The 23751-nt window shown below is 77.3% G+C and carries 19 protein-coding genes; 10 read left to right on the top strand and 9 right to left on the bottom strand.

Translation table 11 applies throughout. The features are described 5' to 3' along the window. Positions 1-30: 30 nt before the first annotated feature. Both MN205_RS11960 and MN205_RS11955 read left to right on the top strand, forming a co-directional pair. Entirely contained in the window at positions 31-948 is a 918-nt protein-coding gene (locus MN205_RS11960; RefSeq protein WP_242127516.1) for a phosphotransferase, read from the top strand. A gap of 40 nt (positions 949-988) precedes the next feature. Beyond that, positions 989-1774: an endonuclease/exonuclease/phosphatase family protein gene (locus MN205_RS11955; protein WP_242127514.1), complete on the top strand. Its 786-nt coding sequence runs from the start codon at positions 989-991 to the stop codon at positions 1772-1774. Positions 1775-1804: 30 nt separating this feature from the next. Here the strand turns inward: MN205_RS11955 and MN205_RS11950 are convergent, their stop codons facing one another. From MN205_RS11950 to MN205_RS11935, 4 genes are read right to left on the bottom strand one after another with little or no spacing between them, the layout of a single operon-like run. After that, positions 1805-5188, bottom strand: a complete 3384-nt coding sequence (locus MN205_RS11950) for an ATP-dependent DNA helicase (RefSeq protein WP_242127512.1) — start codon at positions 5186-5188, stop codon at positions 1805-1807. Continuing rightward, positions 5185-8640: an ATP-dependent DNA helicase gene (locus MN205_RS11945; RefSeq protein ID WP_242127511.1), complete on the bottom strand. Its 3456-nt coding sequence runs from the start codon at positions 8638-8640 to the stop codon at positions 5185-5187. The genes MN205_RS11950 and MN205_RS11945 overlap by 4 nt, the downstream gene beginning before the upstream one ends. A 55-nt stretch (positions 8641-8695) precedes the next feature. Continuing rightward, positions 8696-9088 (bottom strand): MGMT family protein, encoded by a 393-nt coding sequence (locus tag MN205_RS11940; protein ID WP_242127508.1) that lies wholly within the window; start codon positions 9086-9088, stop codon positions 8696-8698. 8 nt (positions 9089-9096) lie between these two features. Next, complete coding sequence (locus MN205_RS11935; protein ID WP_242127507.1) at positions 9097-9894, bottom strand: DUF3152 domain-containing protein; 798 nt, start codon at positions 9892-9894, stop codon at positions 9097-9099. 157 nt (positions 9895-10051) lie between these two features. Between MN205_RS11935 and MN205_RS11930 the strand changes: the two genes are divergently transcribed. The 3 genes from MN205_RS11930 to MN205_RS11920 all read left to right on the top strand — a co-directional run bounded on the left by MN205_RS11930 (position 10052) and on the right by MN205_RS11920 (position 13095). Next, entirely contained in the window at positions 10052-10276 is a 225-nt protein-coding gene (locus MN205_RS11930; protein WP_242127506.1) for a DUF3107 domain-containing protein, read from the top strand. 262 nt (positions 10277-10538) lie between these two features. Further along, a complete protein-coding gene (locus tag MN205_RS11925; protein WP_242127504.1) occupies positions 10539-12272 on the top strand; it encodes a DEAD/DEAH box helicase in 1734 nt (577 codons plus the stop codon). 43 nt (positions 12273-12315) lie between these two features. Further along, positions 12316-13095 carry an oxygenase MpaB family protein gene (locus tag MN205_RS11920; protein ID WP_242127502.1) on the top strand — a complete coding sequence of 260 codons (780 nt, stop codon included), beginning with the start codon at positions 12316-12318 and terminating at the stop codon, positions 13093-13095. On the opposite strand, the gene MN205_RS11915 is transcribed toward MN205_RS11920, so the two are convergent. The 3 genes from MN205_RS11915 to MN205_RS11905 all read right to left on the bottom strand — a co-directional run bounded on the left by MN205_RS11915 (position 13079) and on the right by MN205_RS11905 (position 15286). Continuing rightward, positions 13079-13684: a MarC family protein gene (locus MN205_RS11915; RefSeq protein ID WP_242127500.1), complete on the bottom strand. Its 606-nt coding sequence runs from the start codon at positions 13682-13684 to the stop codon at positions 13079-13081. The genes MN205_RS11920 and MN205_RS11915 overlap by 17 nt on opposite strands. Continuing rightward, positions 13681-14553: a PHP domain-containing protein gene (locus MN205_RS11910; protein ID WP_242127498.1), complete on the bottom strand. Its 873-nt coding sequence runs from the start codon at positions 14551-14553 to the stop codon at positions 13681-13683. Before MN205_RS11910 ends, MN205_RS11915 begins: the two co-directional genes overlap by 4 nt. Before the next feature lie 88 nt (positions 14554-14641). Next, positions 14642-15286, bottom strand: coding sequence for a DUF6758 family protein (locus MN205_RS11905; protein ID WP_242127497.1), 645 nt, complete (start codon positions 15284-15286; stop codon positions 14642-14644). 212 nt (positions 15287-15498) lie between these two features. Between MN205_RS11905 and MN205_RS11900 the strand changes: the two genes are divergently transcribed. After that, a complete protein-coding gene (locus MN205_RS11900) occupies positions 15499-17022 on the top strand; it encodes an aminopeptidase P family protein (RefSeq protein WP_374115930.1) in 1524 nt (507 codons plus the stop codon). A gap of 109 nt (positions 17023-17131) precedes the next feature. Here MN205_RS11900 and MN205_RS11895 read toward each other — a convergent pair whose 3' ends face one another. Both MN205_RS11895 and MN205_RS11890 read right to left on the bottom strand, forming a co-directional pair. Further along, on the bottom strand, positions 17132-17950 hold the full coding sequence (locus MN205_RS11895) for a general stress protein (RefSeq protein ID WP_242127492.1): 819 nt from the start codon (positions 17948-17950) through the stop codon (positions 17132-17134). Positions 17951-18087: 137 nt separating this feature from the next. Beyond that, positions 18088-18693 carry a Dps family protein gene (locus tag MN205_RS11890; RefSeq protein ID WP_242127490.1) on the bottom strand — a complete coding sequence of 202 codons (606 nt, stop codon included), beginning with the start codon at positions 18691-18693 and terminating at the stop codon, positions 18088-18090. Between the two features lie 73 nt (positions 18694-18766). Between MN205_RS11890 and MN205_RS21885 the strand changes: the two genes are divergently transcribed. The 4 genes from MN205_RS21885 to MN205_RS11870 all read left to right on the top strand — a co-directional run bounded on the left by MN205_RS21885 (position 18767) and on the right by MN205_RS11870 (position 23746). Then, entirely contained in the window at positions 18767-20044 is a 1278-nt protein-coding gene (locus tag MN205_RS21885) for a magnesium transporter MgtE N-terminal domain-containing protein (protein WP_242127488.1), read from the top strand. Next, positions 20037-20780, top strand: a complete 744-nt coding sequence (locus tag MN205_RS11880; protein ID WP_242127485.1) for a DUF1003 domain-containing protein — start codon at positions 20037-20039, stop codon at positions 20778-20780. Before MN205_RS21885 ends, MN205_RS11880 begins: the two co-directional genes overlap by 8 nt. 26 nt (positions 20781-20806) lie before the next feature. Further along, positions 20807-22549, top strand: coding sequence for a GspE/PulE family protein (locus MN205_RS11875; RefSeq protein WP_242127483.1), 1743 nt, complete (start codon positions 20807-20809; stop codon positions 22547-22549). 69 nt (positions 22550-22618) lie between these two features. Continuing rightward, positions 22619-23746 carry an Mrp/NBP35 family ATP-binding protein gene (locus MN205_RS11870; protein WP_242127481.1) on the top strand — a complete coding sequence of 376 codons (1128 nt, stop codon included), beginning with the start codon at positions 22619-22621 and terminating at the stop codon, positions 23744-23746. The last annotated feature ends 5 nt before the right edge of the window (positions 23747-23751 follow it).

Raw genomic sequence — 23751 nt, 5'->3', positions numbered from 1 at the left:
AGGGAGGTGGGTGCGCTCTACCGTTGCCCCGTGCCCACCCGCTCGCCGCAGGTCCTCGCCGCCCTCGCCACCGCCGCCGTGCCCGGTCTCGAGGTCGTGGCCGCGGGGCCCGCGGAGGACGACGGCGCCGACTTCGACGTGGCCGCCGTGGTGGACGCCGCCCAGCGCCGCTTCACGGTGCGCGCACCGCGCCGCCCGGCGGCCGCGGCCGCCCTGGACGCGGAGCTGGAGCTGCTGTCCGGCCTGCGCGAACCGCTGCCGTTCGCGGTGCCGCACGCCGCCGGCACCGTCGTGCTCCCCGAGGGCGGGCGGTGCGTCGTCTCCCCGGAGCTGCCCGGCAGCCCCGTTCACCCGGAGGAGCTGCGCCCCGGGCCCGGGCTGGCCCGCTCGATCGGCACCGGCCTGGCCGCGCTGCACCAGATCGACGTGGCCGTCTTCGCCGACGCCGGCGTGCCCGTGTACGACGCGGAGGAGTACCGGCGCCGGCGGCTGTCGGAGCTGGACCGGGCCGCCGCCACCGGCCACGTCCCGCCGCGGCTGCTGACGCGCTGGGAGGTGCTCATGGAGGACGTGGCCCGCTGGCGCTTCGCCGCGACCCCCGTGCACGGCGACCTCGTCGGCGAGCACGTGCGCACCGACGGTGCCCAGCTGACCGGCATCACCGGCTGGGTGGACGCCAAGGTCGCCGACCCCGCCGACGACTTCGCGTGGCTGGCCGTGGGCGCCGACCCGGACGCCCTGGAGTCGGTGCTGGAGGCGTACGCCCACGCCCGCCACGACCCCCTGGACCCCGACCTGCTGCTGCGAGCGCGCCTGGCCGGGGAGCTCGCCCTGGCCCGCTGGCTGCTGCTGGGGTTGCGCACCGAGGACGAGGAGGTCGTCGAGGACGCCCGCCGGATGCTCGACGACCTCGACGCGCACGCCGACGCCGTGCCGCTGGGGGGCTGAGCTGGCCGGGATCCCGGCGCGGGCCGTGCGGCTCGCGTCGGTGAACGCCGCCTCCGGGCGCGACCTGGCCACCGGCCGGGTGGACACCGACCGGCTGGCGGCGGCGGTCGCCGCCCTGGGCGCCGACGTCGTGGCCGTGCAGGAGGTGGACCACCTGCTGCCGCGCAGCGGCGGGGTGGACCAGACGGTGGTGCTGGCGCGCGCCTGCGGCGTCGTGCGCGGCGGTGCCCGCTTCGCCGCGACCGTGCACGGCACGCCCGGCTCCCCCGACACCTTCCGCGCCGCCGCGGCCACCGTGCCCGGCGAGCCGTCCTACGGGGTGGCGCTGCTGTCGCGGCTGCCGGTGCTGGAGTGGCGGGAGCTGCGCGTGGCGGGCAGCGCCGCGCGGCTGCCGCTGGTGCTGCCGCCCGGCGCGGGCCGGCGCCTGCGCCTCGTGCCCGACGAGCCGCGCGCCGTCGTGGCCGCGGTCGTCGACGCCCGCGCGCCGGGCGCGGCCGGGTCGAGGCCGGTGAGCGTGCTGGGCACCCACCTGTCGTTCTCGCCGCTGCGCGCGGTGGCCCAGCTGCGCGAGCTGCGCCGGTGGGCGGCGGACCTGCCGCGGCCCCTGGTGCTGCTGGGCGACCTGAACCTGCCGCCCGGCGTGCTGGGCCGTGCGCTGCCGTGGCGGCCGCTCGTGGCGGGGGCGACGTTCCCCTCCCCCGCACCCCGCGTGCAGCTGGACCACGCCCTCGCCGACGGCCTGCCCGCGGAGGCGGGCGCGGCGGGTCGGGTGGAGCGCGTCGGCGGAAGCGACCACCGGGCCGTCGTCGTGGACCTGCGGCTGTGAGGCCCGCGGGGGGCCGCGGACCCGGCGGGCTCACACCTCCCGGTCGGTCGCCGGCACCGAGGTCACCAGCCGCTCCAGGTCCTCGGCGCCGAACAGGTCCACCGGCCGCACCGTCTCGGCGGTGGAGGCGTAGAAGAACGCCGCGCTGACGTCCTCCAGCGGCACGCCGCGCCAGCGCGACCACGCCAGCCGGTACACCGCCAGCTGCACGTCGCGGGCGCGCGCAGCCTCCCCCGCCGGGGGGCGGCCCGTCTTCCAGTCCACGACGTCCCAGAGCTCGCGGCCGTCGGGGCCGGTCGTGCGGAAGACGGCGTCGATGCGGCCGCGCACGGCGATGCCGGCCACCGGCGTCTCCACCGAGACCTCCACCGCCACCGGGTCCCGCCCGGCCCACTCGCTCGCCAGGTAGTTGCGCTGCAGCACCTCCAGCTCGCGGTCGTCGGCGGCGTCCTCGTCGGCGGCGCCGGGCAGGTCCTCCGGGTCCAGCAGGGAGCCGGCGGTGAAGCGGTGCTCCAGCCAGGCGTGGAAGGCGGTGCCGCGGCGCGTGGCCGGGCGCGGAGCCAGCGGCACGGGGCGGCGCAGCTGCAGCGCCAGGGCGTCGCGGTCCTGCGCGAGCGCCACCAGCCGGGAGGCCGACAGGTGCACCGGCAGCAGGACGCCGCCGGCGGAGCCGGCCGCGGCGCGCTCGGACAGCAGCAGCTCGACCTGCTGCGCCCAGCTCGCCGCTTCCGCGTCGGGTGCGGGGGCGGCGGACGCACGCCCGGCCGCCTCGCGCACCGCCCGCGCGCCCGCGTCGACGTCGGCGCGCCGCGCCGCCAGCGGGTCCACCGGCCACACCACCCGCTGCGGCGTCGCCGTGCGCGGGTTCTCCTCGCCCTCGGCCGGCGCGGGCACCGGCGGCAGGCTCACCAGACCCGGCAGGCCGGGCTCCTGGAGCACCTCGAGCAGGAACCTGGAGGGCCGCCGCGGCTTGGTGGCGTCGTCCCAGTGCGCGCCGCTGAGCAGCAGCTCCTCCTTGGCGCGGGTGAACGCCACGTAGGCCAGGCGCCGCTCCTCGTCCATCTCGTGCTGCCCGCAGGCCTCGCGGAAGCGCTCGCGCTCGGCGTTCAGCTCCTTCTGCGTGCCCACGCCGTCCAGGTCGAGCACCGGCAGGTGCGCGTGGTCACCGCGCAACGGGTACGGCAGCACCCCCAGCCCGCTCAGCCAGCCGGAGGAGGTCTCCCCGCCGGTGGGGAAGACGCCCTCCACCAGGCCGGGCACCGCGACCACGTCCCACTCCAGGCCCTTGCTGGCGTGCACGGTGAGCAGCTGCACCGCGTCGGAGGAGACCTCCACCGCGCCCGGCTCCAAGCCGCGCTCGCGGGCCTCCGCCGCGTCCAGCCAGGACAGGAACCCGCCCAGGCCGGGGCGCTGCGCGCTCACGGAGAACGACGCGGCCGCGTCGGCGAGCGCGTCGAGGTTGGCCCGCTCGGAAGCGGGGGAGCTGCCGGGGCGGGCGGCGACCTCCACGTCCAGCAACAGGGCGCGCTCCACCTCGCCCACCAGCTCCGGCACGGGCAGGTGGGTTCGGGCGCGCAGGTGCCGCAGCACCGCCGCCAGCCGGCTCAGCCGGGCGTGCGCGCGCGGGGACAGCCCCCGCCCGCCGGACCCGCGCCACGACGGCGGGGGCAGCTCGTCGAGGGCCTCGACGAGGCTGGCGTCCTCCACCTCGTCGGGCAGCACCACCGCCGGGTCACCGGCCTCCCCGGTCTCCCCCGCGGCGGGGCCGTCGTCCCCGGCGCGGCCGCTGCGCAGCCGCTGCAGGTGCCGCGCCCACTCCCCCAGCGCCGCCAGGTCGCGCGGTCCCAGCCGCCAGCGCGCACCCGTCAGCAGCCGGGCGAGGTGGTCGCCGCGGCCGGGGTCGTGCAGCACGTGCAGGGTCGCGACGACGTCGACGACCTCCGGCGTGGACAGCAGCCCGCCCAGGCCGACGACCTGCACCGGCAGCCCGGCGTCGCGCAGCGCCCGCTGCAGGACGGTGAACTGGCTGCGCTTGCGGCACAGCACCGCGGCGGTGCGCCGCGGCCGCGGCGAGGCCCCCGGCACCTTCCGCTCCACGGCGAGGCGCTCGGAGTCCGCGCGCCACACCTCCGCCAGCCGCGCGGCCACCTCCGCGGCCTCCTCCTCGACGGTGGCCGCGAACGCGGTGCGCACCCGGCCGGTGCCGGCCCCCGGGCGCGGGCGCAGCCGCACGACGGACGCGCCCGCCCCGGCGGAGAGCGGGGCGGCGACGACGTTCGCGGCGGCGAGCACCGCCTCGTCGTTGCGCCAGCTCGTCGCCAGCGGCGCCACCCGCGCCGGGGTGTCGTCGGCGCGGCGGAAGTGCGCCGGGAAGCTGGCGAGGTTGCCGGCGCTGGCGCCGCGCCACCCGTAGATCGACTGGTGCGGGTCCCCCACCGCGGTCACCGGGTGCCCGTCGCCGAACAACGCCCGCAGCAGCGCCAGCTGGGCGTAGCTGGTGTCCTGGTACTCGTCGAGCAGCACCACGCGGTGCGCGGCGCGCTCGGTGGCCGCCACGGCCGGCACCTCGCGGGCCAGGCGGGCGGCCAGCAGCACCTGGTCGCCGAAGTCGAGCTGCTCGGCGTCGCGCTTGCGGCGGGCGTGCTCGCGCAGCAGCGGCACCAGCGAGCGCCGCGCCCGCTGCACCGCCAGGACCTTCCTCACCTCCGCGTACGGCTCCCCCGGCACGTGGGCGCCCAGCTTCGCGACCGCCTTGTCGTCCTTGGGCAGCGCGCGCACGCGCGCCTCGAACTCCTCGACGAAGCGCTCGAGGGCACCCGGGTCCACGAGGTGCTCGGCGCACTCCCCGGACAGCCCGACCAGCGCCTCGACGACGGTGGACGGCGCCACCTCCACGCCGGGCAGGTCACCGCGCCAGGTCTCCACGAGCTCCGCGGCCAGCTGCCAGGCGCCCGCCTCGGACAGCACCGTGGATTGCGGCTCCACGCCCAGGCGCAGGCCGTGGTCGGTCACCAGCGAGGCGGCGTAGGCGTGGTAGGTGGAGACCACCGGCTCGCCGTCGCCGAGGCCGTCGCCGGCGGCCGGGCCGCCCAGGCCCCGCGCCCGCAGCGCCCGCAGGCGCTTGCGGACCCGCTCGGCGAGCTCACCGGCGGCCTTGCGGGTGAAGGTGAGCCCCAGCACCTGCTCGGGGGCGACGAGGCCGTTGGCGACCAGCCACACCACCCGCGAGGACATCGTCTCGGTCTTGCCGGAGCCGGCGCCGGCGACGACGAGCAGCGGCTCGACGGGTGCCTCGATGACGGCGACCTGCTCGGGCGTTGGCCGGGGGCGGCCCAGTCGCTCGGCGATCTCCTCGGCGCTGAGCCGGGGCGTGGAGGCGCCCGCCGCGCCGGGTGCCGCGGTGGTGCTGGTCACTGCCCGTCCTCCTCGCACACGCTGCGGCCGGCGTCCTGGGCGGGGCAGCTGCTGCGCACCGGGCAGGACGAGCAGTGCGGCCCGACGACCGCCTCGAACACGGGCGCGGCCATCCCCTCGGCGGCGCGGGCCACCAGGTCGGCCGCCCAGCGCGGGTCCTCGTCGGCGTCCAGCGCCTCCTGGCGCTGCACCGCGACCTTCTTGTGGGTGCTGCCCAGCTGCACCAGCACCGCCCCGCCGCTGCCCGCCGCGTGCGGGGCGAAGGCGCCCTCGTCCGCCACCAGCTGGTAGACGCCCAGCTGCGGGTGGCGGGCCAGCTCCGCACCCGACGGCGGGGTGCGGCCCGTCTTCAGGTCCACCACGACCGCGCGCCCGTCGGCGTCGACCTCCAGGCGGTCGACGCGGCCGCGCACCCGAGCCCGGCCCACGGCCACGTCGACGTCCTGCTCGACCGCGACGAGCGCGCGGCCCTCGGCGCGCACGAGGCGGTGGTACTCGGCGAGCTTGAGCAGCATCTCGTCGGCGCGGGCGCGCAGCCGCGAGGTGACCCAGCCGTCGGGCAGCCCCAGCGTGGGCCACAGCGCCTCCAGGCGGCGCTGCAGCTCGGCGGCGTCGGCGTCGGGCGCCTCGGCGGCGACGCGGTGCACGAGGGTTCCCAGCGACTGCACGCCCGTGTCGCCGGGGCGGGCGCCCGAGCTGTCCAGCAGCCAGCGCAGGCCGCAGCGCTCGAACGACTCCACGCGCGAGGGTGAGACGGGCACCTCCTCACCGTCCTCGCGCAGCGCGCCGTCGTCGGTCAGCTCCTCCGCGCCGTACCAGTCGGCCGGGTCCGCACCGGGCACGCCGGCGGCGGCGAGCTGCGCCAGGTGGGCGGCGGCGGCCTCGCGGCGGGCGGGCGGCTCGGCGCCCTGCGGCGCGCACACGACCTGCCGCAGCCGGGCGACCAGCGCCGGCAGCGACACCGGCCGCGGCACCTGCGCCAGCGGGCGCTCACCCTCCTCGTCCAGCTCCTCCGGGGTCGTCCCCGTCCCGTCGTGCGCGCGGGCGGCGGCCTCGACGAGGTCCACGAACGCGGAGGGGCGCTCGTCCTCGGCCCGCACCGCGGTGACGACCAGCTCGTCGCGGGCGCGGGAGACGGCGACGTGGAACAGGCGCAGCTCGTCCTCCAGCACGGCGCGGCGCGCCCCGGGCCCGTCGGCGTCGCGGCCCTCGACGACGTCCACCAGCGCCTGCGCGCCCAGCACGGACCCGCGCAGGCGCAGGTCCGGCCACACGCCCTCCTGCACGCCGGCGACGACGACGAGGTCCCACTCGCGGCCCACCGCCCCCTGCGGGGTGGTCAGCGTGACGGCGCCGGTGTCGGGGGCGCGGTCGGCGAGGGTGTCCTCGGGGACCTCCGCCGAGCGCATCTGGTCCAGGAAGCGCCCGGCGCCGCCGGCGCCGGGGAAGCGGTCGACGAAGCGGCCGGCGGCCTCGAACAGGGCGAGCACGGCGTCCAGGTCGCGGTCGGCGCGGGCGGCGTCGGAGCGCGAGGACGTCCCGCGGGCCAGCGCGGTGCGCTGCCAGCGCGGTCCCAGGCCGGACGCCTCCCACAGCGCCCACAGCACCCGCTCGGCGTCGGCGTCCTCCTCCAGGGCGGCGGCACGGCCGGCCTGGAGCACGGCGGCCAGCCGCTCGGCCGGGCGCAGGGCGTCGTCGTCGCCGGCCAGCAGCGCCACGTCGGCCGCGGCGGGGTCGTCGGCGCCGACCGCGCCGGCGAGCACCCCCGCCAGCGCGGAGGCGAGCACGGCGTCGCTGCTGCGGCCGCCGCCGGCGGCGAGCTCGGCGCGGCGCAGGCACTGCCGCAGCCGGCGCAGGGCCACCACGTCGGCCCCGCCCAGGGGGGAGGTGACGAGCTCGCGGGCCACCTCGGCGGTGAACGTCCCCGGGCGCAGCACCGCCTCCATCGCCGTCAGCAGGGGGCGCACGGCCGGTTCGTCGCGCACCGGGACCTCCGCCTGCGGCACCGCCAGCGGCACCCCGGCGGCCACCAGGCCGCGGCGCAGGGCCGCGGTGTGCCCGGCCGAGCGCACGACCACGGCCATCGCCGACCACGGCACCCGCTCCAGCAGGTGCCGGCGGCGCAGCCGCTGGGCGATCCAGGCCGCCTCCTGGGTGGGTGAGCCCAGCACGGCCACCTCCACCCCGCCGGGCACGGGCCCGGCGCCGGGCTCGCGGCCCGCCGTCGCCGCCCGCTGGGGCGCGCGGCCCAGTGCGCCGACGCGGGCCGCGACCGCGGAGGTCACGGCACGCACCAGCGGCTGCTGCCGGTGCACGGTGCTGAGCACGACGGTGGGCGCCGGGCCGCCGTCGGCGGCGCGGAACCGGTCGGCCAGGGACGAGGCCGACCGGGCGTCAGCACCGCGGAAGCCCTGCGTCACGGAGTCGGGGTCGGTGACCAGCAGCAGGTCGCGACCGCCGCCGGCGACGGCCTCGACGAGGCGCAGGCCCGCCTCGGACAGCTCGTGGGCGTCGTCGACGGCGACCAGCTGCCAGCGGTCGCGCTCGGCGGCCAGCGAGGCGGGCGAGCTCAACAGCTGCGCGACGGCCTCGTCCACGACCCCCGCGGGGTCGTAGGCGTTGGCGCGAGCCGGGTCGAAGGTCGTCACGCCCACGTACTCGTCGAGCACGGAGGCCGCAGCCACCCACTCCGGGCGCCCGTGCCGGGCGCCGAGGTCGGCGAGGTCCTGCGGGCCCAGGCCGCGCTCGACGGCGCGCATCAGCAGGTCGCGCAGCTCGTTGCGGAAGCTGCGCAGCCCCCACGCCTCGCGCGGCACGTCCGAGGGCCATTCGGGGGCGCGCACCGCACCGCGTCCGGCGGCCAGCAGGGCGTGCTCGAACGTCTCGGCCACCTCGTCGCCGCCGGTGGCGGTGGCGTCCAGGTGCCCCTCCAGGAGCTCGGCGAGGATGGAGTCCTGCTCGGCGCCGGAGATCAGGCGCGGCGGCGGGTCCCCGCGCAGCACGTGCACCGCGCGCAGCAGCCCGAACGCGTACGACTGCGGCGTGCGGGCCGCCGGCTGGCCCAGCGTGCGCCGCAGCGCCAGGGACAGCTCGTCGCGCAGGGCGCCGGCCTCCCGTCGGCTGGGCGCCAGCACGAGCACCCGGTCGGGGGCCAGCCCGTCGCGCTCGACGCGCGCGGCGACGAGGGCGCGCAGGGTGGTGGTGCGGCCCGTGCCGGGCGCTCCGCGCAGCACCACCGGACCGCTGCCGCCGCGGGTGGCGACGACGGCGCGCTGCGTGGCGTCGAGCTCGGGGTGCAGCAGGCCCTCGCGCGGCCCGCGCCGCAGCAGCGGCACCGCCGCGGGGCGCCGCGCGCCCTGCCCGCCGGACCCCTGCCCGCCGGACCCCTGCCCGCCGGACCCGCCCCACCCGCCGGGCGAGACGCCCGCACCCTCCGTCAGCACGTCCCTCATGCCACCACACGCCTCCGACACGCTCCCCCTCGCTCGGGGCGGGCGGGCGCCGCCGTCACGGCCCGCCGGGACCGGCCACGTCCCAGCCGGCCACGTCCCAGCCGACCACGTCCCAGCTGGCCGCGTCCCAGCGGGCCGCGTCCAGGTCCACCCGCACCCGCACCGGGTCGGCGTCGTCGCGGCGCAGCGGAGTGCCCTCGGCGCGCCAGCGCTGCACCGCGCGCGGCGCCAGCGGTGGCGCGGCGCTGCCGTCGGCGCGCAGCACCCGCCACCACGGCACGTGCGAGCCGAACCGGCGCAGCACGTTGCCCGCGAAGCGCGGCCCGCGGTCGCCGACGAGCTCACCGACGTCGCCGTACGTGAGGACCCGCCCGGCCGGGATCGCCTCGACGACCTCCAGCACCTCCTCGGCGCGCTCGGGCAGGGCCAGCGGGTCCCGGCGTCCCACGGGCGGTGTCAGGGGTTCGGCCAGGGGTTCGGCAGGGCCCCGTCCAGGCCCTTGGTCTGCTGCATCATCACCGGCGCGAGTCGCCCGGGGCCGGGGTTCGGGTCGTGGCCGTGACCCAGGAGGTGCCCGACCTCGTGGTTGACGAGGTACTGGCGGTAACCGGTGCGGTCCTCGCCGTAGTCGGGGATCGCCTCCACCCACCGGTACCAGGTGAGCACCGCGGAGTCCCCCACGCGGCAGGAGAGCGTGCCCATCGTCCGCAGCGGCCGGCACAGCGCGGCGGAGGTGTCCGGGGTGGCGAGCACCAGCCGCAGCTCCGCGTCACCGTCGGTGCGCGCGAAGCTCGTCGTCCCTCCGGCGCCCCAGCCCCGCGGGTCGTTGAGCACCCCCAGGGCGAAGTCCGCGAAGCGCAACGGGTCGACCAGACCCGCGGCCGCGAGGTCGTGCTCGACCTCCACGCGCAGCGTGCGCACGCGCGCCGACGGCGGCGCCGGCACCGCGCCGGGCACCACGTCCAGCGCCCCGCCGCCGCTGCGCGGCACCTGCCGCTGCAGCACGCCGGCGGCGAGGTCCGCCCCGGTCAGTCCGGGCGGCGGCGTGGGCGTCGGCGTGGGCGTCGGCGTGGGGGTCGGGGTGGGGGTCGGGGTGGGGGGCGGAGTGGGCGTGGCCGACGAGGGGGCCGCGGCGGCGGGGGAGGTGCCGTCGGAACCGCTGCACCCGGCCGCCGCGAACGCGGCGGCCCCGGCCAGCAGCAGGCCCCGGCGGGACGGGGGACGTCGGGCAGCGGGGAGGCGTCCGGCGGTCACGTCCCCAGCCTGCCACCCGCCGGGGCGCGCCGTCCGCTGGCGGCGAACTCGGCCCACCGGCGCGGCCCCGTGCGCGCGGGCCGACTAGCCTCGCTGGACGACCGCACCCCCGAGCACGGGCGGTGCCGGCCCGATCGACGACCCGGGAGGGACAGCGGTGGAGGTTCGGATCGGCGTGCAGAACGTGGCGCGCGAGCTGGTGTTCGAGTCGGCCCAGAACGCCGAGGAGATCACGGCCGCGGTGTCCGCGGCCCTCGGCGAGGGGACCGTCCTGCAGCTGAAGGACGAGAAGGGCCGCACGGTCGTGGTGCCCGCCGCGTCGCTCGGCTACGTGGACATCGGCGCCTCGGAGGTGCGCAAGGTCGGTTTCGGCCTCTCCTGACCCACCTCGCGGGCCCGCCCGCGAGGCCCCGCACGACGTCGCGGGCGCGCACGGTCGCGCGCCCGCGATGTCGTCGTCGGTGGCCGACGGTTACCATGCTCGTGTTCAGGGTTGCCCGGTCGTCAGTCGCGATCGGCTGCCGACGACCGCGACGCGGCCGCGCACCGCACGACGAGCCCGCGACGGGACGCCGACGAACCTCTCGGCCAGTCCTCCCGCGGAGCGCCCGGTGCCCGGGCCGCCGCCCCCGCACGGGAGACGCATGACCGACGCAGCGGGGTCCACCACGACCCCCGAGACCACCCCCGAGACCACCCCCGAGACCACTTCCGCGAGCACCGCGCCCGAGACCGGCGATGTGCAGAGCGCGCCCGTCAAGGGCTTCGGCGACTTCGGCGTCGACGAGCGCATCGTCCGAGCCCTGACCGGCGCCGGCATCACCGCCCCGTTCCCCATCCAGGCGATGACGCTGCCCGTGGCGCTGTCCGGCCACGACATCATCGGCCAGGCCAAGACCGGCACGGGCAAGACCCTCGGCTTCGGCGTGCCGCTGCTGCAGCGCACCGCCGTGCCGGGCGACGAGGCGTACGACGCGCTGCCGGCCCCCGGCAAGCCGCAGGCGCTCGTCATCGTGCCCACGCGCGAGCTCGCCGGGCAGGTCGCCGGCGACCTCACCACCGCCAGCCGCATCCGCCGCGCGCGCATCCTGACCGTCTACGGCGGCCGCGCGTACGAGCCGCAGATCGAGGCCCTCACCAAGGGCGTCGACGTCGTCGTCGGCACCCCCGGCCGCCTGCTGGACCTGGCCCAGCAGAAGCACCTGGACCTCTCGCACGTGACGTGCGTGGTCCTCGACGAGGCCGACGAGATGCTCGACCTCGGCTTCCTGCCCGACGTGGAGCGCCTCATGGCGCAGACCTCCCCGGCGCGGCAGACGATGCTCTTCTCCGCGACCATGCCCGGCGCGGTGGTGGCGCTGGCGCGCTCGTACATGCGCCAGCCCACCCACATCCGTGCGGTGGACCCCACCGACGACGGCGCGACCGTCGCCGCGATCACCCAGTTCGCGTACCGCACGCACGCCATGGACAAGGTCGAGGTCCTGGCGCGGATGCTGCAGGCGGAGGGCCGCGGGCTGACCATCGTCTTCAGCCGCACCAAGCGCACGGCCGCGTCGGTGGCCGAGCAGCTGACCGAGCGGGGCTTCGCCGCCGCCAGCATCCACGGCGACCTCGGCCAGGGCGCGCGCGAGCAGGCGCTGCGCGCGTTCCGCTCCGGCAAGGTGGACGTGCTGGTCGCCACCGACGTCGCCGCGCGCGGCATCGACGTCGAGGACGTCACGCACGTCGTGAACTACCAGTGCCCCGAGGACGAGAAGACCTACCTGCACCGCATCGGCCGCACCGGGCGCGCCGGCAACACCGGCATCGCGGTGACGTTCGTCGACTGGGACGACCTGCACCGCTGGGCGCTGGTGGACAAGGCCCTCAGCCTGGGCTTCGGGGAGCCGGTGGAGACGTACTCCACCTCCCCGCACCTGTTCGAGGACCTCGGCATCCCGCAGGGCACGACGGGTCGCCTGCCGCGCACCCAGCGCACCCGGGCGGGCCTGGCGGCCGAGCAGGTCGAGGACCTCGGCGAGGTCGGCGCGGCCAAGGGCCGCCGTCCGCGTCGCGGTGGACCGGACGAGGAGGCTCGCCCGCGCCGCGGCGCGCCGGGCGAGGGGCCGGTCGAGGCGGCCGACGAGGCGCCCCGCGCCGAACGCCCCGGGCGCCAGCGCCGGCGCACCCGCCGCGGCGCGGACGCCGACAGCGGCACCCCGGTCGCGGAGGGCACCGGCGAGCAGGGCACCGGCGAGCAGGCCGGCACGTCCGGCGAGGCACCGTCGGCGTCCGCACCGCCCGCCGAGGGCGCCCCCCGCCGGCGCCGCCGCACGCGCAGCCGCTCCACCGCGCCCGCCGAGCGGACCGAGGCGCCGGCCGCCGGCACCGACTGACGCTCGAGCTGCGATCACGGCCCGCGCCCCGCAGGGTGGGGCCGTGCCCGCACGTTCCACGACGTCGCACCCCGGGGCCGACGCCCGGCCCGCGGGGGTGTCCGCGTCCCTGCACCGGGGCCCCGTCCTGGAGGTCGCACTCCTGTCCGCGGGGCTCCTGGAGGAGCTGCACCCGCTGCTGCGGCAGCTGAGCGCCCGCGACCCGCGGCCGCGCTGGCAGCGCGCCGCCGCCGGGGCGGCGCTCCTGCGGGCGACGAGCGCGGACCCGTGCCGGGCGCTGGTGCTGGCCGCGCGCGAGCGGGCGGTGGACGGCGACGTGCACGTGCGCGCGGACGGCGCGGACCCGGACACGGTCGCGCTGCGGCACGCGCTGCGGCTCGCCTCGGTGCTCGCCGCGGCCGAGGCCGCCGGCCGGGCACCCGGCCCCGGTGACGCCGAGAGGTACGTGCGCGAGCAGCTCGCCAGCGCCGTGCTGCTGGGCGCGGAGCCGGACGACCTGCCGGGCGGGCGCGACGAGGTGGACGCCGACGTGGAGCGCGTGCGCCGCGACGTCACCGGCGCACCCGGGGTGCTCTCCGTCGTCCCCGACGCGAGCCCGTCCGCGGACCGGCCGGCGCGGCGCGGGCGGGTGCCGCTGCCGGACGTGCTCGACGCGCCCGGGGCGTGGGCGCGCGCCGGCGAGCTGGCGGGTGCGCTGCTGCCCGCCTGGGCGCGCGAGCTGTTCGCCCCCTCCCCCACCGGTCCCGCCGGCGACGAGCTGCGCGAGGCGCTGCTGCGGCTGCCCCCGCTGGACCCCGCCGCGGGGGTCAGGCCTCGCCGGTGACGAAGGCGCGCACCGCGTCGGCGACCAGCTGCACGGCGATGGCGGACAGCAGCAGGCCGGCGACCCGGGTGACGAGCAGGACGCCGGAGTCGCCGAGCACGCGGTGCACCAGCCCGGCGAAGCGCATCGCCAGGTAGAGGGTGATGTGCACGGCGACCACGCCGGCGGCGATGGCGAGGTGGTCGTCCCAGCCGCGGGACTGCTGCACGTAGACCATGGTGGCGACGATGGCGCCGGGACCGGCCAGCAGCGGCGTGCCCAGCGGCACGAGGGCCACGTTGACGCCGACCGTGGAGGTCGGCTCGTCGCCCTTGCCGGTGAGCAGCTCCAGCGCGATGAGCAGCAGCAGCAGACCCCCGGCGGCCTGCAGCGCGGGCAGGCTGATGTGCAGGTAGTCGAGGATGCGCTGACCGAAGAGCGCGAAGGCGACGATGACGCCGAAGGCCACGAGCACGGCCTGGCGCGCGGCGCGGGAGCGCTCCGCGCCGGTGAACGGGGCGGTGAGACCGAGGAAGATCGGCACCGTCCCGAGCGGGTCCATGATGACGAAGAGGGTGACGAAGGTCTCCCCGAACAGCTGCCAGTTCACGCGCCGCGCACCTCGCCGCCGGTGCTCGCGGGCGCACCGCCGCCGGCGCCGGCCCGGGCGTGCAGCTGCTCGAGCACCTCCGGGTCGGTGGTGTTCTCGCCGAGGAGGTTGCGCTTCCCGGTGCCGTGGTAGTCGCTGGAGCCGGTGACCAGCAGGTCCAGGGAGCGGGCGAGGTCGCGCAGGTGGCGGCGCTCCGCGTCGCTGTGGTCGCGGTGGTCGACCTCCAGCCCGGCGAGCCCCGACTCGACCATCGCCTCGACCTCGGCGTCGCCGACGCAGCTGCCGCGCTTGGAGGCCGCCGGGTGCGCCAGGACGGGCACGCCGCCCGCGGCGCGCACGAGCGTGATCGCCTCGAGCGGGTCGGGGGCGGTGTGCGGGACGAAGTAGGGGCTGCTCCCGGACAGCAGCGTGGCGAAGGCCTCGTCGCGGTCGCCGACGATGCCGGCGGCGACGAGGGCGTCGGCGATGTGCGGGCGGCCGATGGTGGCCTGGCCGTGCACGTGCTCGAGCACGTCGTCCCAGCGCAGCCCGGTGTCGGCGGTCAGCCGCTCGACCATGCGGCGGGCGCGGGTGCGCCGGGAGGTGCGGGAGGCGTCGAGCATGCCCCCCAGGGCGGCGTCGGCGGGGTCCTGCCAGTACGAGAGCAGGTGCACGGACACCCCGCGCACGAGGCAGCTGACCTCCATGCCGGGGACGACGCGCACGCCGAGGCGCTCGCCGGCGGCCAGCGCCTCGACCCAGCCGCTGGTGGTGTCGTGGTCGGTCAGGGCCACGACGTCCAGGCCGGCCCGGGCTGCGGACTCGACGACCCCGGAGGGTGGTTCGGTGCCGTCGGAGGCGGTGGAGTGCGTGTGCAGGTCGATGCGCACCGGGCGAGCTTATCCGGCCGGGAGGCCCCCCCCCGTCCTCACGCTCAGCCACCACGGAGCGGGGGTGGCCGGCGCCGCGGCCCACCGGTCAGGCCCACTGCACCCGCGGTGACATCGCCCCGCAGGGCACGTCGGGCACGGGTTCGCGCTCGCGCAGGTCGATCAGCTCCAGGTCCTCCAGCAGGGTCGCGCCCGCGCTCGCCGGCCACAGCAGCGCCCACAACCACACCCCGCCGGCCTCCCCCACCAGCACCGCGCGGTCGCTGTCGGCGGGCACCGGCCACAGCGGGGCGGCGGCGCCACCGGCGTGCGGGCGGGCTGCGGGCGGCCCGCTCACCAGCCCCTCGCCGGGGTCGACGTCCTCCCGGCCGGCCAGGTGCGCGCCCAGGCCGGTGCCCGGCTGCTCGGCGACCAGCAGCAGCTCCGCCACCGGCGGGTCGCCGGGCGCGCCGCGGTGCGGGCCGCTGACGGCGACCACCACCGCCTGCGCGTCGCACCGGTCGTCGCGCACGCACCGGGTGCCGGTCAGCAGCCACCCGTCCGGCAGGGGCCACGGCAGCCACACGGGCACCTCGGAGTGCCGGGCGACCCACTGCAGGTGGACCGCGTCCGCCGGGCACGCCGGCTGCAGGGGGACGACCGCGCCGTGGACGGCGCAGGTCGCGGAGGAGTGCCAGATGCTGGGAGCCCGCACCGCGCCGTCGCAGCGGGGGCACCTCGCCGTGCCGCTCATGCCTCACCGTCCTACGCCCATCGCACGCCGTCAACCCGACAGTCACCCTGAGTGATCGAGTGTGCGGCCCACCGCACGAGCGGCGCGAGGCGGGGCGGGGAGGGGACAGGCGGGGCGGCGGAGGGGATGATGGGGGTGTGAGCGCCGCGACCCAGTCGACCACCACCCCGCCCACCGCCCCCGGGACGGCTCCCGACGGCGCGGAGCAGCCCGTGGAGGCGCTGCTCGACGCGCAGCACCCCGAGGGCGGCGAGCCCGCACCGGACGCCGAGGACGCGAAGTCGCACCGCACGGTGCCGCGCTCGGCCGCCTTCCGCCGGTTCATCGCCCAGGGCTGGGGCCCGCGCCCCGCCGAGGACACCGGGCTCGCACCGTCCGCACCCTTCGCCGCCCGCCGGCGCGAGGTGCTGTCCTCGCTGTTCCCGGGCGAGGTGCTCGTCGTGCCCGCCGGGCCGCTCGTGCGCCGCTCCAACGACTGCGACTACCGCTACCGGCCGCACTCGGCGTTCGCGCACCTGACCGGCCTGGGCACCGACCGGGAGGCCGACGCCGTCCTCGTGCTGCACCCGCGCGGCGACGAGGGCCACGAGGACGTGCTGTACCTGCGCCCGCAGGCCGGCCGCGACTCCGAGGAGTTCTTCGCGAACGCGCGCTACGGCGAGCTGTGGGTGGGCCCGCGCCCGAGCCTGGCCGCCCAGGCGGCCGTCACGGGGCTCGAGTGCCGCGACGTGGCACTGCTGGCCGACGAGCTGAGCGCCTCGGTCGCGGACGCGGCCACCACCGGCCTGCGCGTGGTCGCGGACGCGGACCCGGCGGTCACCGCCGTGGTGGCGCCCCTGCGCACCGGGGCGGCCGAGCAGGTGCGCGCCGCCGACGACGAGCTGGTCACCGCCCTGTCGGAGCTGCGGCTCGTCAAGGACGAGTGGGAGGTGGGCCAGCTGCGCGAGGCGGTCGCCGCCACGGTGCGCGGCTTCGAGGAGGTCGTGCGCGCCCTGCCGCGGGCCGTGGGGCACCCGCGCGGCGAGCGCGTGGTGGAGGCCGCCTTCGACGGCACCGCCCGCGTGGAGGGCAACGGCGTGGGCTACGAGACGATCTCCGCGGCCGGCGACCACGCCTGCACGCTGCACTGGATCCGCAACGACGGCCCCGTGCGCTCCGGGGACCTGCTGCTGCTGGACGCCGGGGTGGAGGCGGACTCCCTCTACACCGCCGACGTCACCCGCACCCTGCCGGTGGACGGCCGCTTCACCGACGACCAGCGGCGCGTCTACCAGGCCGTGCTGGACGCCGCCGACGCCGCCTTCGCCGTCGCGAGGCCGGGCGTGAGGTTCCGCGAGGTGCACGAGGCCGCCATGCGCGTGATCGCCGACCGGCTCTCCGCGTGGGGGGTGCTGCCGGTGGACGCGGCGACGTCGCTGGAGCCGGAGGGGCAGTACCACCGGCGCTGGATGGCGCACGGCACCAGCCACCACCTGGGCCTGGACGTGCACGACTGCGCCCAGGCGCGCCGGGAGATGTACCTGGACGCCGAGCTGCGCCCGGGCATGGTCTTCACCATCGAGCCGGGCCTGTACGTCAAGGCCGAGGACGAGCTGGCCCCGGCCGAGCTGCGCGGCATCGGCGTGCGCATCGAGGACGACGTCCTCGTCACGGAGGACGGCGTCGAGAACCTCTCGGCGGCGCTGCCGCGCACCGCCGACGAGGTGGAGGCGTGGATGGCCTCGCTGCGCGGCTGAGCGCCCGCACGGACCCCGCAGCGCGAGGGGCCCCGCCCGCGGGTGCGGGCGGGGCCCCTCGCCCCTGCACGGGTCACCGCCCCCTGCACGGCTCAGCGGCCGGAGCCGCTCACTCCCCGGAGCTGCGCTCCTCGCGGGCGCGCTGCTCGGCCTCGCGGCGCGCGCGGCGCTGCTCCTCCACCTTCTCCGCGTAGGTGGGGCCGGACAGGTCCGGCTCGGCGGGCACCTCCTGCTGCTGCTCCGGCGGCGGCGGGGGCGGCGCGGCCGGGCCGGTGCCCGGCTGCGGCGGCGGCATCCAGCCCTGCGGGGCCCCGCCCCGGACGGAGGGATCGGGGGCGCCCCACGGCGCCGGGCCGCCCGCGGCGTGCGAGCCGCGCGAGGCCGCCGGGTCCTGCGGCGCCCCCCACGACCCCGCCTGCGGGCCGGTGCCGCGGCCGAAGCCGTTGGGCAGCCGGGAGAGCACCTGGCGGGCCTGCTCGGACATCTGCGGCATGCACAGCACGAGGTACTCACCGGCGACGATCTGGCTGGCGGAGGTGAAGTCGCGCCGGCCACCGGTCAGCGCGTAGGAGATGACGGCGAAGAGCATGCCGAACCCGGCGCCGATGAGCAGGCCGGTGAGCAGGCCGGCGGTGCCGCCGTTGCCGAACACCGACAGCATCAGGCCGATGAGCAGACCGAACCAGGCCCCGGAGGCGGCGCCGGCACCGGCCGCGCGCCCGTAGGTCAGCCGGCCGGTGACGCGCTCGACCATCTGCAGGTTGTTGCCCACGATCGTGACGTTCTGCACCGGGAAGTGCTCGTCGGAGAGGAAGTCCACCGCCCGCTGCGCCTCGGCGTACGTGGCGTAGCGGCCGATCGCCTCCCCCTGCGGCGGCGTGGGGGCGCTCAGGCGCTGCTGGCCACCCATGGGCCCGAGGTTGGACATGGCGACATCCTCACCGGCTCGACTCGTGCCACCCGCACCGGGCGGGGGCGGGACCGCTCGGGCCCCTCACGGGGGGACAACGCGCCCGGCGCGGTGATCGTGCCCGCGCCGGGCGCTCGTCGCGGGACCGGTGGGGCTCAGGCGCTCTGGCGCTTGACGCCGGCGCGCTCGCCGGCCTTGCGGGTGGCCTGGACCTCGGTGTCGGCGCCCGCGGTGGACAGCTCGCCGCCGGCGGTCTCCAGGTGGGCGCGCACGAACCAGTGGTACTGCTCCAGCACGCCGCTCTGGCTGGTGAGCAGGTCCTCGGTCACCGGGTCGATCTCACCGGCCGCCTCGATGGCGGAGCGGTGGTCCTTGATGACGCCCGCGTACACGAGGTCCAGCGCACCGAGGTGCTCGATGGCACCGGCGCGGCCGATCGAGTAGTCGTCCCAGTCGCGGTCGGCGACCAGCGCGGCGGGCGTGCCCACGGGCGAGGCGCCCAGGGTGGCGATGCGCTCGGCGACGGCGTCGGCCATCTCGCGCACGGCGTCCACCTGCGGGTCGAGCATCTGGTGCACGGAGATGAAGTGCGGCCCCACCACGTTCCAGTGCACGTGCTTGAGGGTCAGGTGCAGGTCGGTGAGGGCGTTGAGGCGGTTCTGCAGGATGGCCGCGACCTCGCCGCCCTGCTCGTTCGAGAGTCCGGGGACGGTGTAGGAGGGGTTCCCGGACGCCTTCAGCTTCTTGCTCTCCTTGGCCATGGCGCCACGGTAGGAGCGGGTGGGGGGCGGCGCCCGTCGAGATCCGCGTGCGCCGGGCATCTAGCCTGAGCGCGTGACCCGATCCCCCCAGCGCGTCTTCGCCGCCCGGCTGGCGGGCACGGCCGTGTTCGACCCGCAGGGCGACCAGGTGGGCCGGGTGCGCGACGTCGTGGCCGTGCTGCGGCCGCGCGGTCCGCACCGCGTCATCGGCGTGGTCGTGGAGGTGCCCGGCCGGCGCCGCGTCTTCGTGCCCATGACGCGCGTGACGAACGTCGTCGACGGCCAGGTCCTCACCACGGGGCTGGTGAACATGCGCCGCTTCGAGCAGCGCAGCACGGAGACGCTGCTGCTGGCGGAGCTGCTGGACCGCACGGTGGAGCTGGCCGACGGCAGCGGGCCGGCCACCATCGAGGACCTCGGGCTGGAGCAGGTGCGCCCGCGCGACTGGCACCTGACGAAGCTGTTCGTGCGCCGCGGCGCCGCCCACCGGGGGCTGTCCGGCCGGCTGCGCCGGCGCGGGGAGACGATGACGGTGGGCGTGGCCGACGTGACGGGCCTGACGGTGCCCGAGGCCGACCAGGCCGCCACGAACCTGCTGGCCGCCTTCGAGGAGCTGCGCGCCACCGACCTGGCGGACGTCATCCACGAGCTGACGCCCAAGCGGCGCCGGGAGGTCGCCGCCGCCCTCGACGACGAGCGCCTGGCCGACGTGCTGGAGGAGCTGCCCGAGGACGACCAGGTGGAGATCCTCTCCGCGCTGGAGGGCGACCGCGCCGCCCACGTGCTGGAGGAGATGCAGCCGGACGACGCGGCGGACCTGCTCTCGGAGCTGCCCGCGGAGCAGGCCGAGCGGCTGCTGGCGCTGATGGAGCCGGACGACGCCGACCCGGTGCGCCGGCTGCTGGCCTACGACGAGCGCACCGCCGGCGGCCTGATGACCTCCGACCCGGTGGTGCTGGCACCGGACGCCAGCGTGGCCGAGGCGCTGGCCATCGTGCGCCGGGTGGAGCTGTCCCCGCCGCTGGCGAGCGCCGTGTACGTGTGCCGTCCGCCGCTGGAGACGCCCACCGGCCGCTACCTGGGCACGGCGCACCTGCAGCGGCTGCTGCGCGAGCCGCCGCACACCCCCCTGGGGCAGGTCATCGACAACGACGTGGTGCCGCTGGAACCGGAGGAGACGCTGCAGGGCGTCACCCGCCGGCTGGCCGCGTACAACCTCGTGTCGCTGCCGGTGGTGGACGAGGACGGGCACCTGCTGGGGGCGGTGACGGCCGACGACGTGCTGGACCACCTGCTGCCCGACGACTGGCGAGAGGCCGAGGAGGAGGTCTTCGAGGTGGGACGTGGCTGAGCGCTCCCCGCGCCGCGAGCGGCAGCGCGCCGAGGCCGCCGGGCTGGACACCCCCCGCGAGGCGCGCCGGCAGCTGCTGGTGCGCCCGCAGGTGGACCCGGACGCCTTCGGGCGGGCGAGCGAGGCGTTCGCCCGGTTCATGGGCACGGGCCGCTTCCTGGTGTACATGACGGCGTTCGTCGCCGTCTGGCTGGCGTGGAACACGTTCGCGCCGGTGAGCGCGCAGTTCGACCCGGAGGCGCTGAACTACACGCTGCTGACGCTGATCCTGTCGCTGCAGGCCTCGTACGCGGCGCCGCTGATCCTGCTGGCCCAGAACCGCCAGGACGACCGCGACCGCGTCCTCAACGAGCAGGACCGCGCGCGCGACGAGCGCGGCCTGGCGGACACGGAGTACCTCACCCGCGAGGTCGCGGCCCTGCGCATCGCGCTGCGCGAGGTGGCGACCCGCGACTTCGTGCGCTCGGAGCTGCGCAGCGTGCTGGAGGAGCTGCGCGAGGAGGACGCCGAGCGCGAGGGCCGTGAGCACCCCAAGCGCAAGGGCGGGAAGAAGCGCAAGCGCCCCGCCGAGGGCGCTGCCGGGGCGACGGCCGAGAAGCCCACCGAGAAGCCCACCGAGGAGCCCAGCGGGGAGCCCACCGGGGAGAGCGCTGAGGGGGCCGGCGCGCGGGCCACCGGTGCGGGGACCACCGGGGAGGGTGCTCCGGAGGAGGCGGTGGACACCCCCTCCAGCTGAGGCTCCGGCGTGCCGATGCACCACGCGTGACGACTCTCGACGACGCCCGCTCCGGTGCTGCTGCGCCCGCGGGGCAGACCCGCAGGCGCCTCGGCGACGTGCTCGTCGAGAAGGGCCTGCTGCTGCCGGAGGACCTCGACCACGCGCTGAACGAGCAGCGCAGCGCCGAGGGCCCGCGCCGGCGGCTGGGCCAGATCCTCGTCGACCTGGGCCTGGTCTCCGAGGCGGAGCTGGCGCTGTGCCTGGCGGACCTGCTGAGCCTGGAGCACGTCGACCTGTCACGGGTGAGCATCGCTCCCGACGTCGTGCGCCTGCTGCCGCGCGCGGTCGCCGAGCGCTGCCGCGTGCTGGTGCTCGACAAGACCCCCGACTACCTGCTGATCGCGGCGGCCGACCCCACGAACGTGCTGGCGCTGGACGACGTCAAGCTCTACACCCGCACGCCCGAGCTGCACGTGGTCGTGGCGGTGGACTCGCAGATCCGCGACCACCTGGCGCGCGCCTGGTCGCTGACCGAGGACACCTCGCAGGTGAACCGGATGGTCGAGGAGGCCTCCGACGACGACGAGGACGACTCCCTCGCCCAGCTCAGCGGCTCCGTCGACGACGACGCGCCCATCGTCAAGCTCGTCAACCGCATCCTGTCCGACGCGGTGCGGCTGCGCTGCTCCGACATCCACCTGGAGTCCCAGCGCGACCAGCTGCGGGTGCGCTTCCGCGTCGACGGCCTGCTGCGCGACGTGATGTCCGCGCCGAAGCGGGTGGCGCCCAGCGTCATCAGCCGCATCAAGATCATCTCCGGCCTGGACATCTCCGAGCGCCGCGTGCCGCAGGACGGCCGCACCCGCGTCACCGTCGACGGTGCCGCCATCGACTGCCGCGTCTCGACGCTGCCCTCCCTGCACGGGGAGAAGATCGTCATCCGTCTGCTCACCCGCGGCGACGACGTGCCGTCCCTGGAGTCGCTGGGGTTCGAGCCGGAGCAGCTCGACGTGTTCACCAAGGCGCTGAGCGTGCCGCAGGGCCTGGTGCTCATCACCGGCCCCACCGGCTCCGGCAAGACGAACACCCTCTACGCGGCCATCCACGCGACCATGACGCCGGAGAAGAACATCATCACGCTGGAGGACCCCGTCGAGGTCCAGCTGCCCGGCATCACCCAGGTGCAGGTGAACGCCAAGGTCGGCATGACGTTCTCCGCGGGTCTGCGCTCGGTGCTGCGCCAGGACCCCGACATCGTCCTGATCGGTGAGGTCCGCGACTCCGAGACCGCGGAGCTGGCGCTGAAGGCGGCGATGACCGGTCACCTCGTGCTGACCACCCTGCACACCAACTCGGCCGTCGGTGCGCTGACCCGCCTGGTCGACATGGGCGCCGCGCCGTTCCTGGTGGCCAGCTCGCTGACCGCCGCGATCGCGCAGCGCCTGGTCCGCAAGCCCTGCGACTCCTGCGCCGACGGGTACATCCCCGACGAGGACACCCTGGCGCTGCTGGGCCTGACGATCGAGGACATCCTGGACGCCACCCCGCTGCGCGGCACCGGCTGCCCCGACTGCGGCGGCACCGGCTACCGCGGGCGCACCGCCGTGTACGAGGTCCTGGAGGTCACCCCCAGCGTGCGCAAGGTGCTCATGAGCACGCCCACGGAGTCGGCGCTGAGCGAGGAGGCCGCCCGCATCGGCATGAACACGCTGCGGCAGTCGGCGCTGGTGAAGGCCATGCGCGGGGAGACCACCTTCGAGGAGGTCGTCCGCGTCACCGCCGGCTGACGCAGCGGGCCCGCGCCGGGCACGGACCCGCGGGGGGTGCCGCCGCGTGCGCGGACGTACCCTGACGGCGTGCTGCCCACCCCCGAAGACGTCCGCACCGCGCTGTCCGCGGTGAACGACCCCGAGCTGCACCGGCCCATCACCGAGCTGGGCATGGTGGAACGCGTCGACGTCGGCGCCGACGCGGTCGTGGACGTGGAGGTGCTGCTGACCATCGCCGGCTGCCCGATGCGGGAGAAGCTGACCTCCGACGTCACCGCCGCCGTGCGCGGGGTGCCGGGTGCGCGCGGGGTGCGGGTGCGGTTCGGGGTGATGAGCCCGGAGCAGCGCTCCGCGCTGACGGTGAAGCTGCGCGGCACCACGCAGGCCGCCCCCACCATCAGCTTCAACGAGCCGGGCAACCTCACCCGCGTCTACGCCGTCGCCTCCGGCAAGGGCGGCGTCGGCAAGTCCAGCGTCACCGTGAACCTGGCTGCGGCGATGGCCGCCGACGGCCTGCGGGTCGGGGTGGTGGACGCCGACGTGCACGGCTTCTCCGTGCCGCGCCTGCTGGGCGTGACCGGCCGCCCCACCAAGGTGGACTCGATGATCCTGCCGCCCACCGGGCACGGGGTGCGCGTCATCTCCATCGGCATGTTCGTGCCGGGCAACGAGCCGGTCGCCTGGCGCGGGCCCATGCTGCACCGCGCGCTGCAGCAGTTCGTCTCGGAGGTGTTCTGGGGCGACCTGGACGTGCTGCTGCTGGACCTGCCCCCGGGCACCGGTGACATCGCCATCAGCGTGGGGCAGCTGCTGCCGAGCGCGGAGGTGCTGGTGGTCACCACCCCGCAGGCCGCGGCCGCCGAGGTCGCCGAGCGGGCCGGCGCCGTGGCCGCGCAGACCTCCCAGCGGGTGGTCGGCGTGGTGGAGAACATGAGCTGGCTGGAGCTGCCGGACGGGCAGCGCCTGGAGGTGTTCGGCTCCGGCGGCGGTGAGCGGGTGGCGGCGTCCCTGACGGAGCGGCTGGGCGCACCGGTGCCGCTGCTGGGGCGGGTGCCGATGGACGTGACGCTGCGCGAGGGCGGCGACGCGGGCCTGCCGGTGGTGCTCGGTGCACCGGACTCCCCCGCCGCGCAGGCGCTGCGCGAGCTGGCCCGCACCCTCGCCGCGCGCCCGCGCGGCCTGGCGGGCCGGCGCCTCGGCGTCAGCGTCGCGTGAGCCGC

Origin of the sequence: Kineococcus sp. TRM81007 (assembly GCF_022669155.1) — a bacterium.
GTDB lineage: Bacteria > Actinomycetota > Actinomycetes > Actinomycetales > Kineococcaceae > Kineococcus.
This window is presented reverse-complemented; position numbering and strand designations above follow the sequence as displayed.

What these genes read in the sequence shown, in the direction of transcription:
- MN205_RS11945 (WP_242127511.1), bottom strand. Translation starts at nt 8,640, where the DNA reads ATGAGGGACGTGCTGACGGAGGGTGCGGGCGTCTCGCCCGGCGGGTGG.
- MN205_RS11925 (WP_242127504.1), top strand. Translation starts at nt 10,539, where the DNA reads ATGACCGACGCAGCGGGGTCCACCACGACCCCCGAGACCACCCCCGAG.
- MN205_RS11905 (WP_242127497.1), bottom strand. Translation starts at nt 15,286, where the DNA reads ATGAGCGGCACGGCGAGGTGCCCCCGCTGCGACGGCGCGGTGCGGGCT.
- MN205_RS11895 (WP_242127492.1), bottom strand. Translation starts at nt 17,950, where the DNA reads ATGTCCAACCTCGGGCCCATGGGTGGCCAGCAGCGCCTGAGCGCCCCC.
- MN205_RS11890 (WP_242127490.1), bottom strand. Translation starts at nt 18,693, where the DNA reads ATGGCCAAGGAGAGCAAGAAGCTGAAGGCGTCCGGGAACCCCTCCTAC.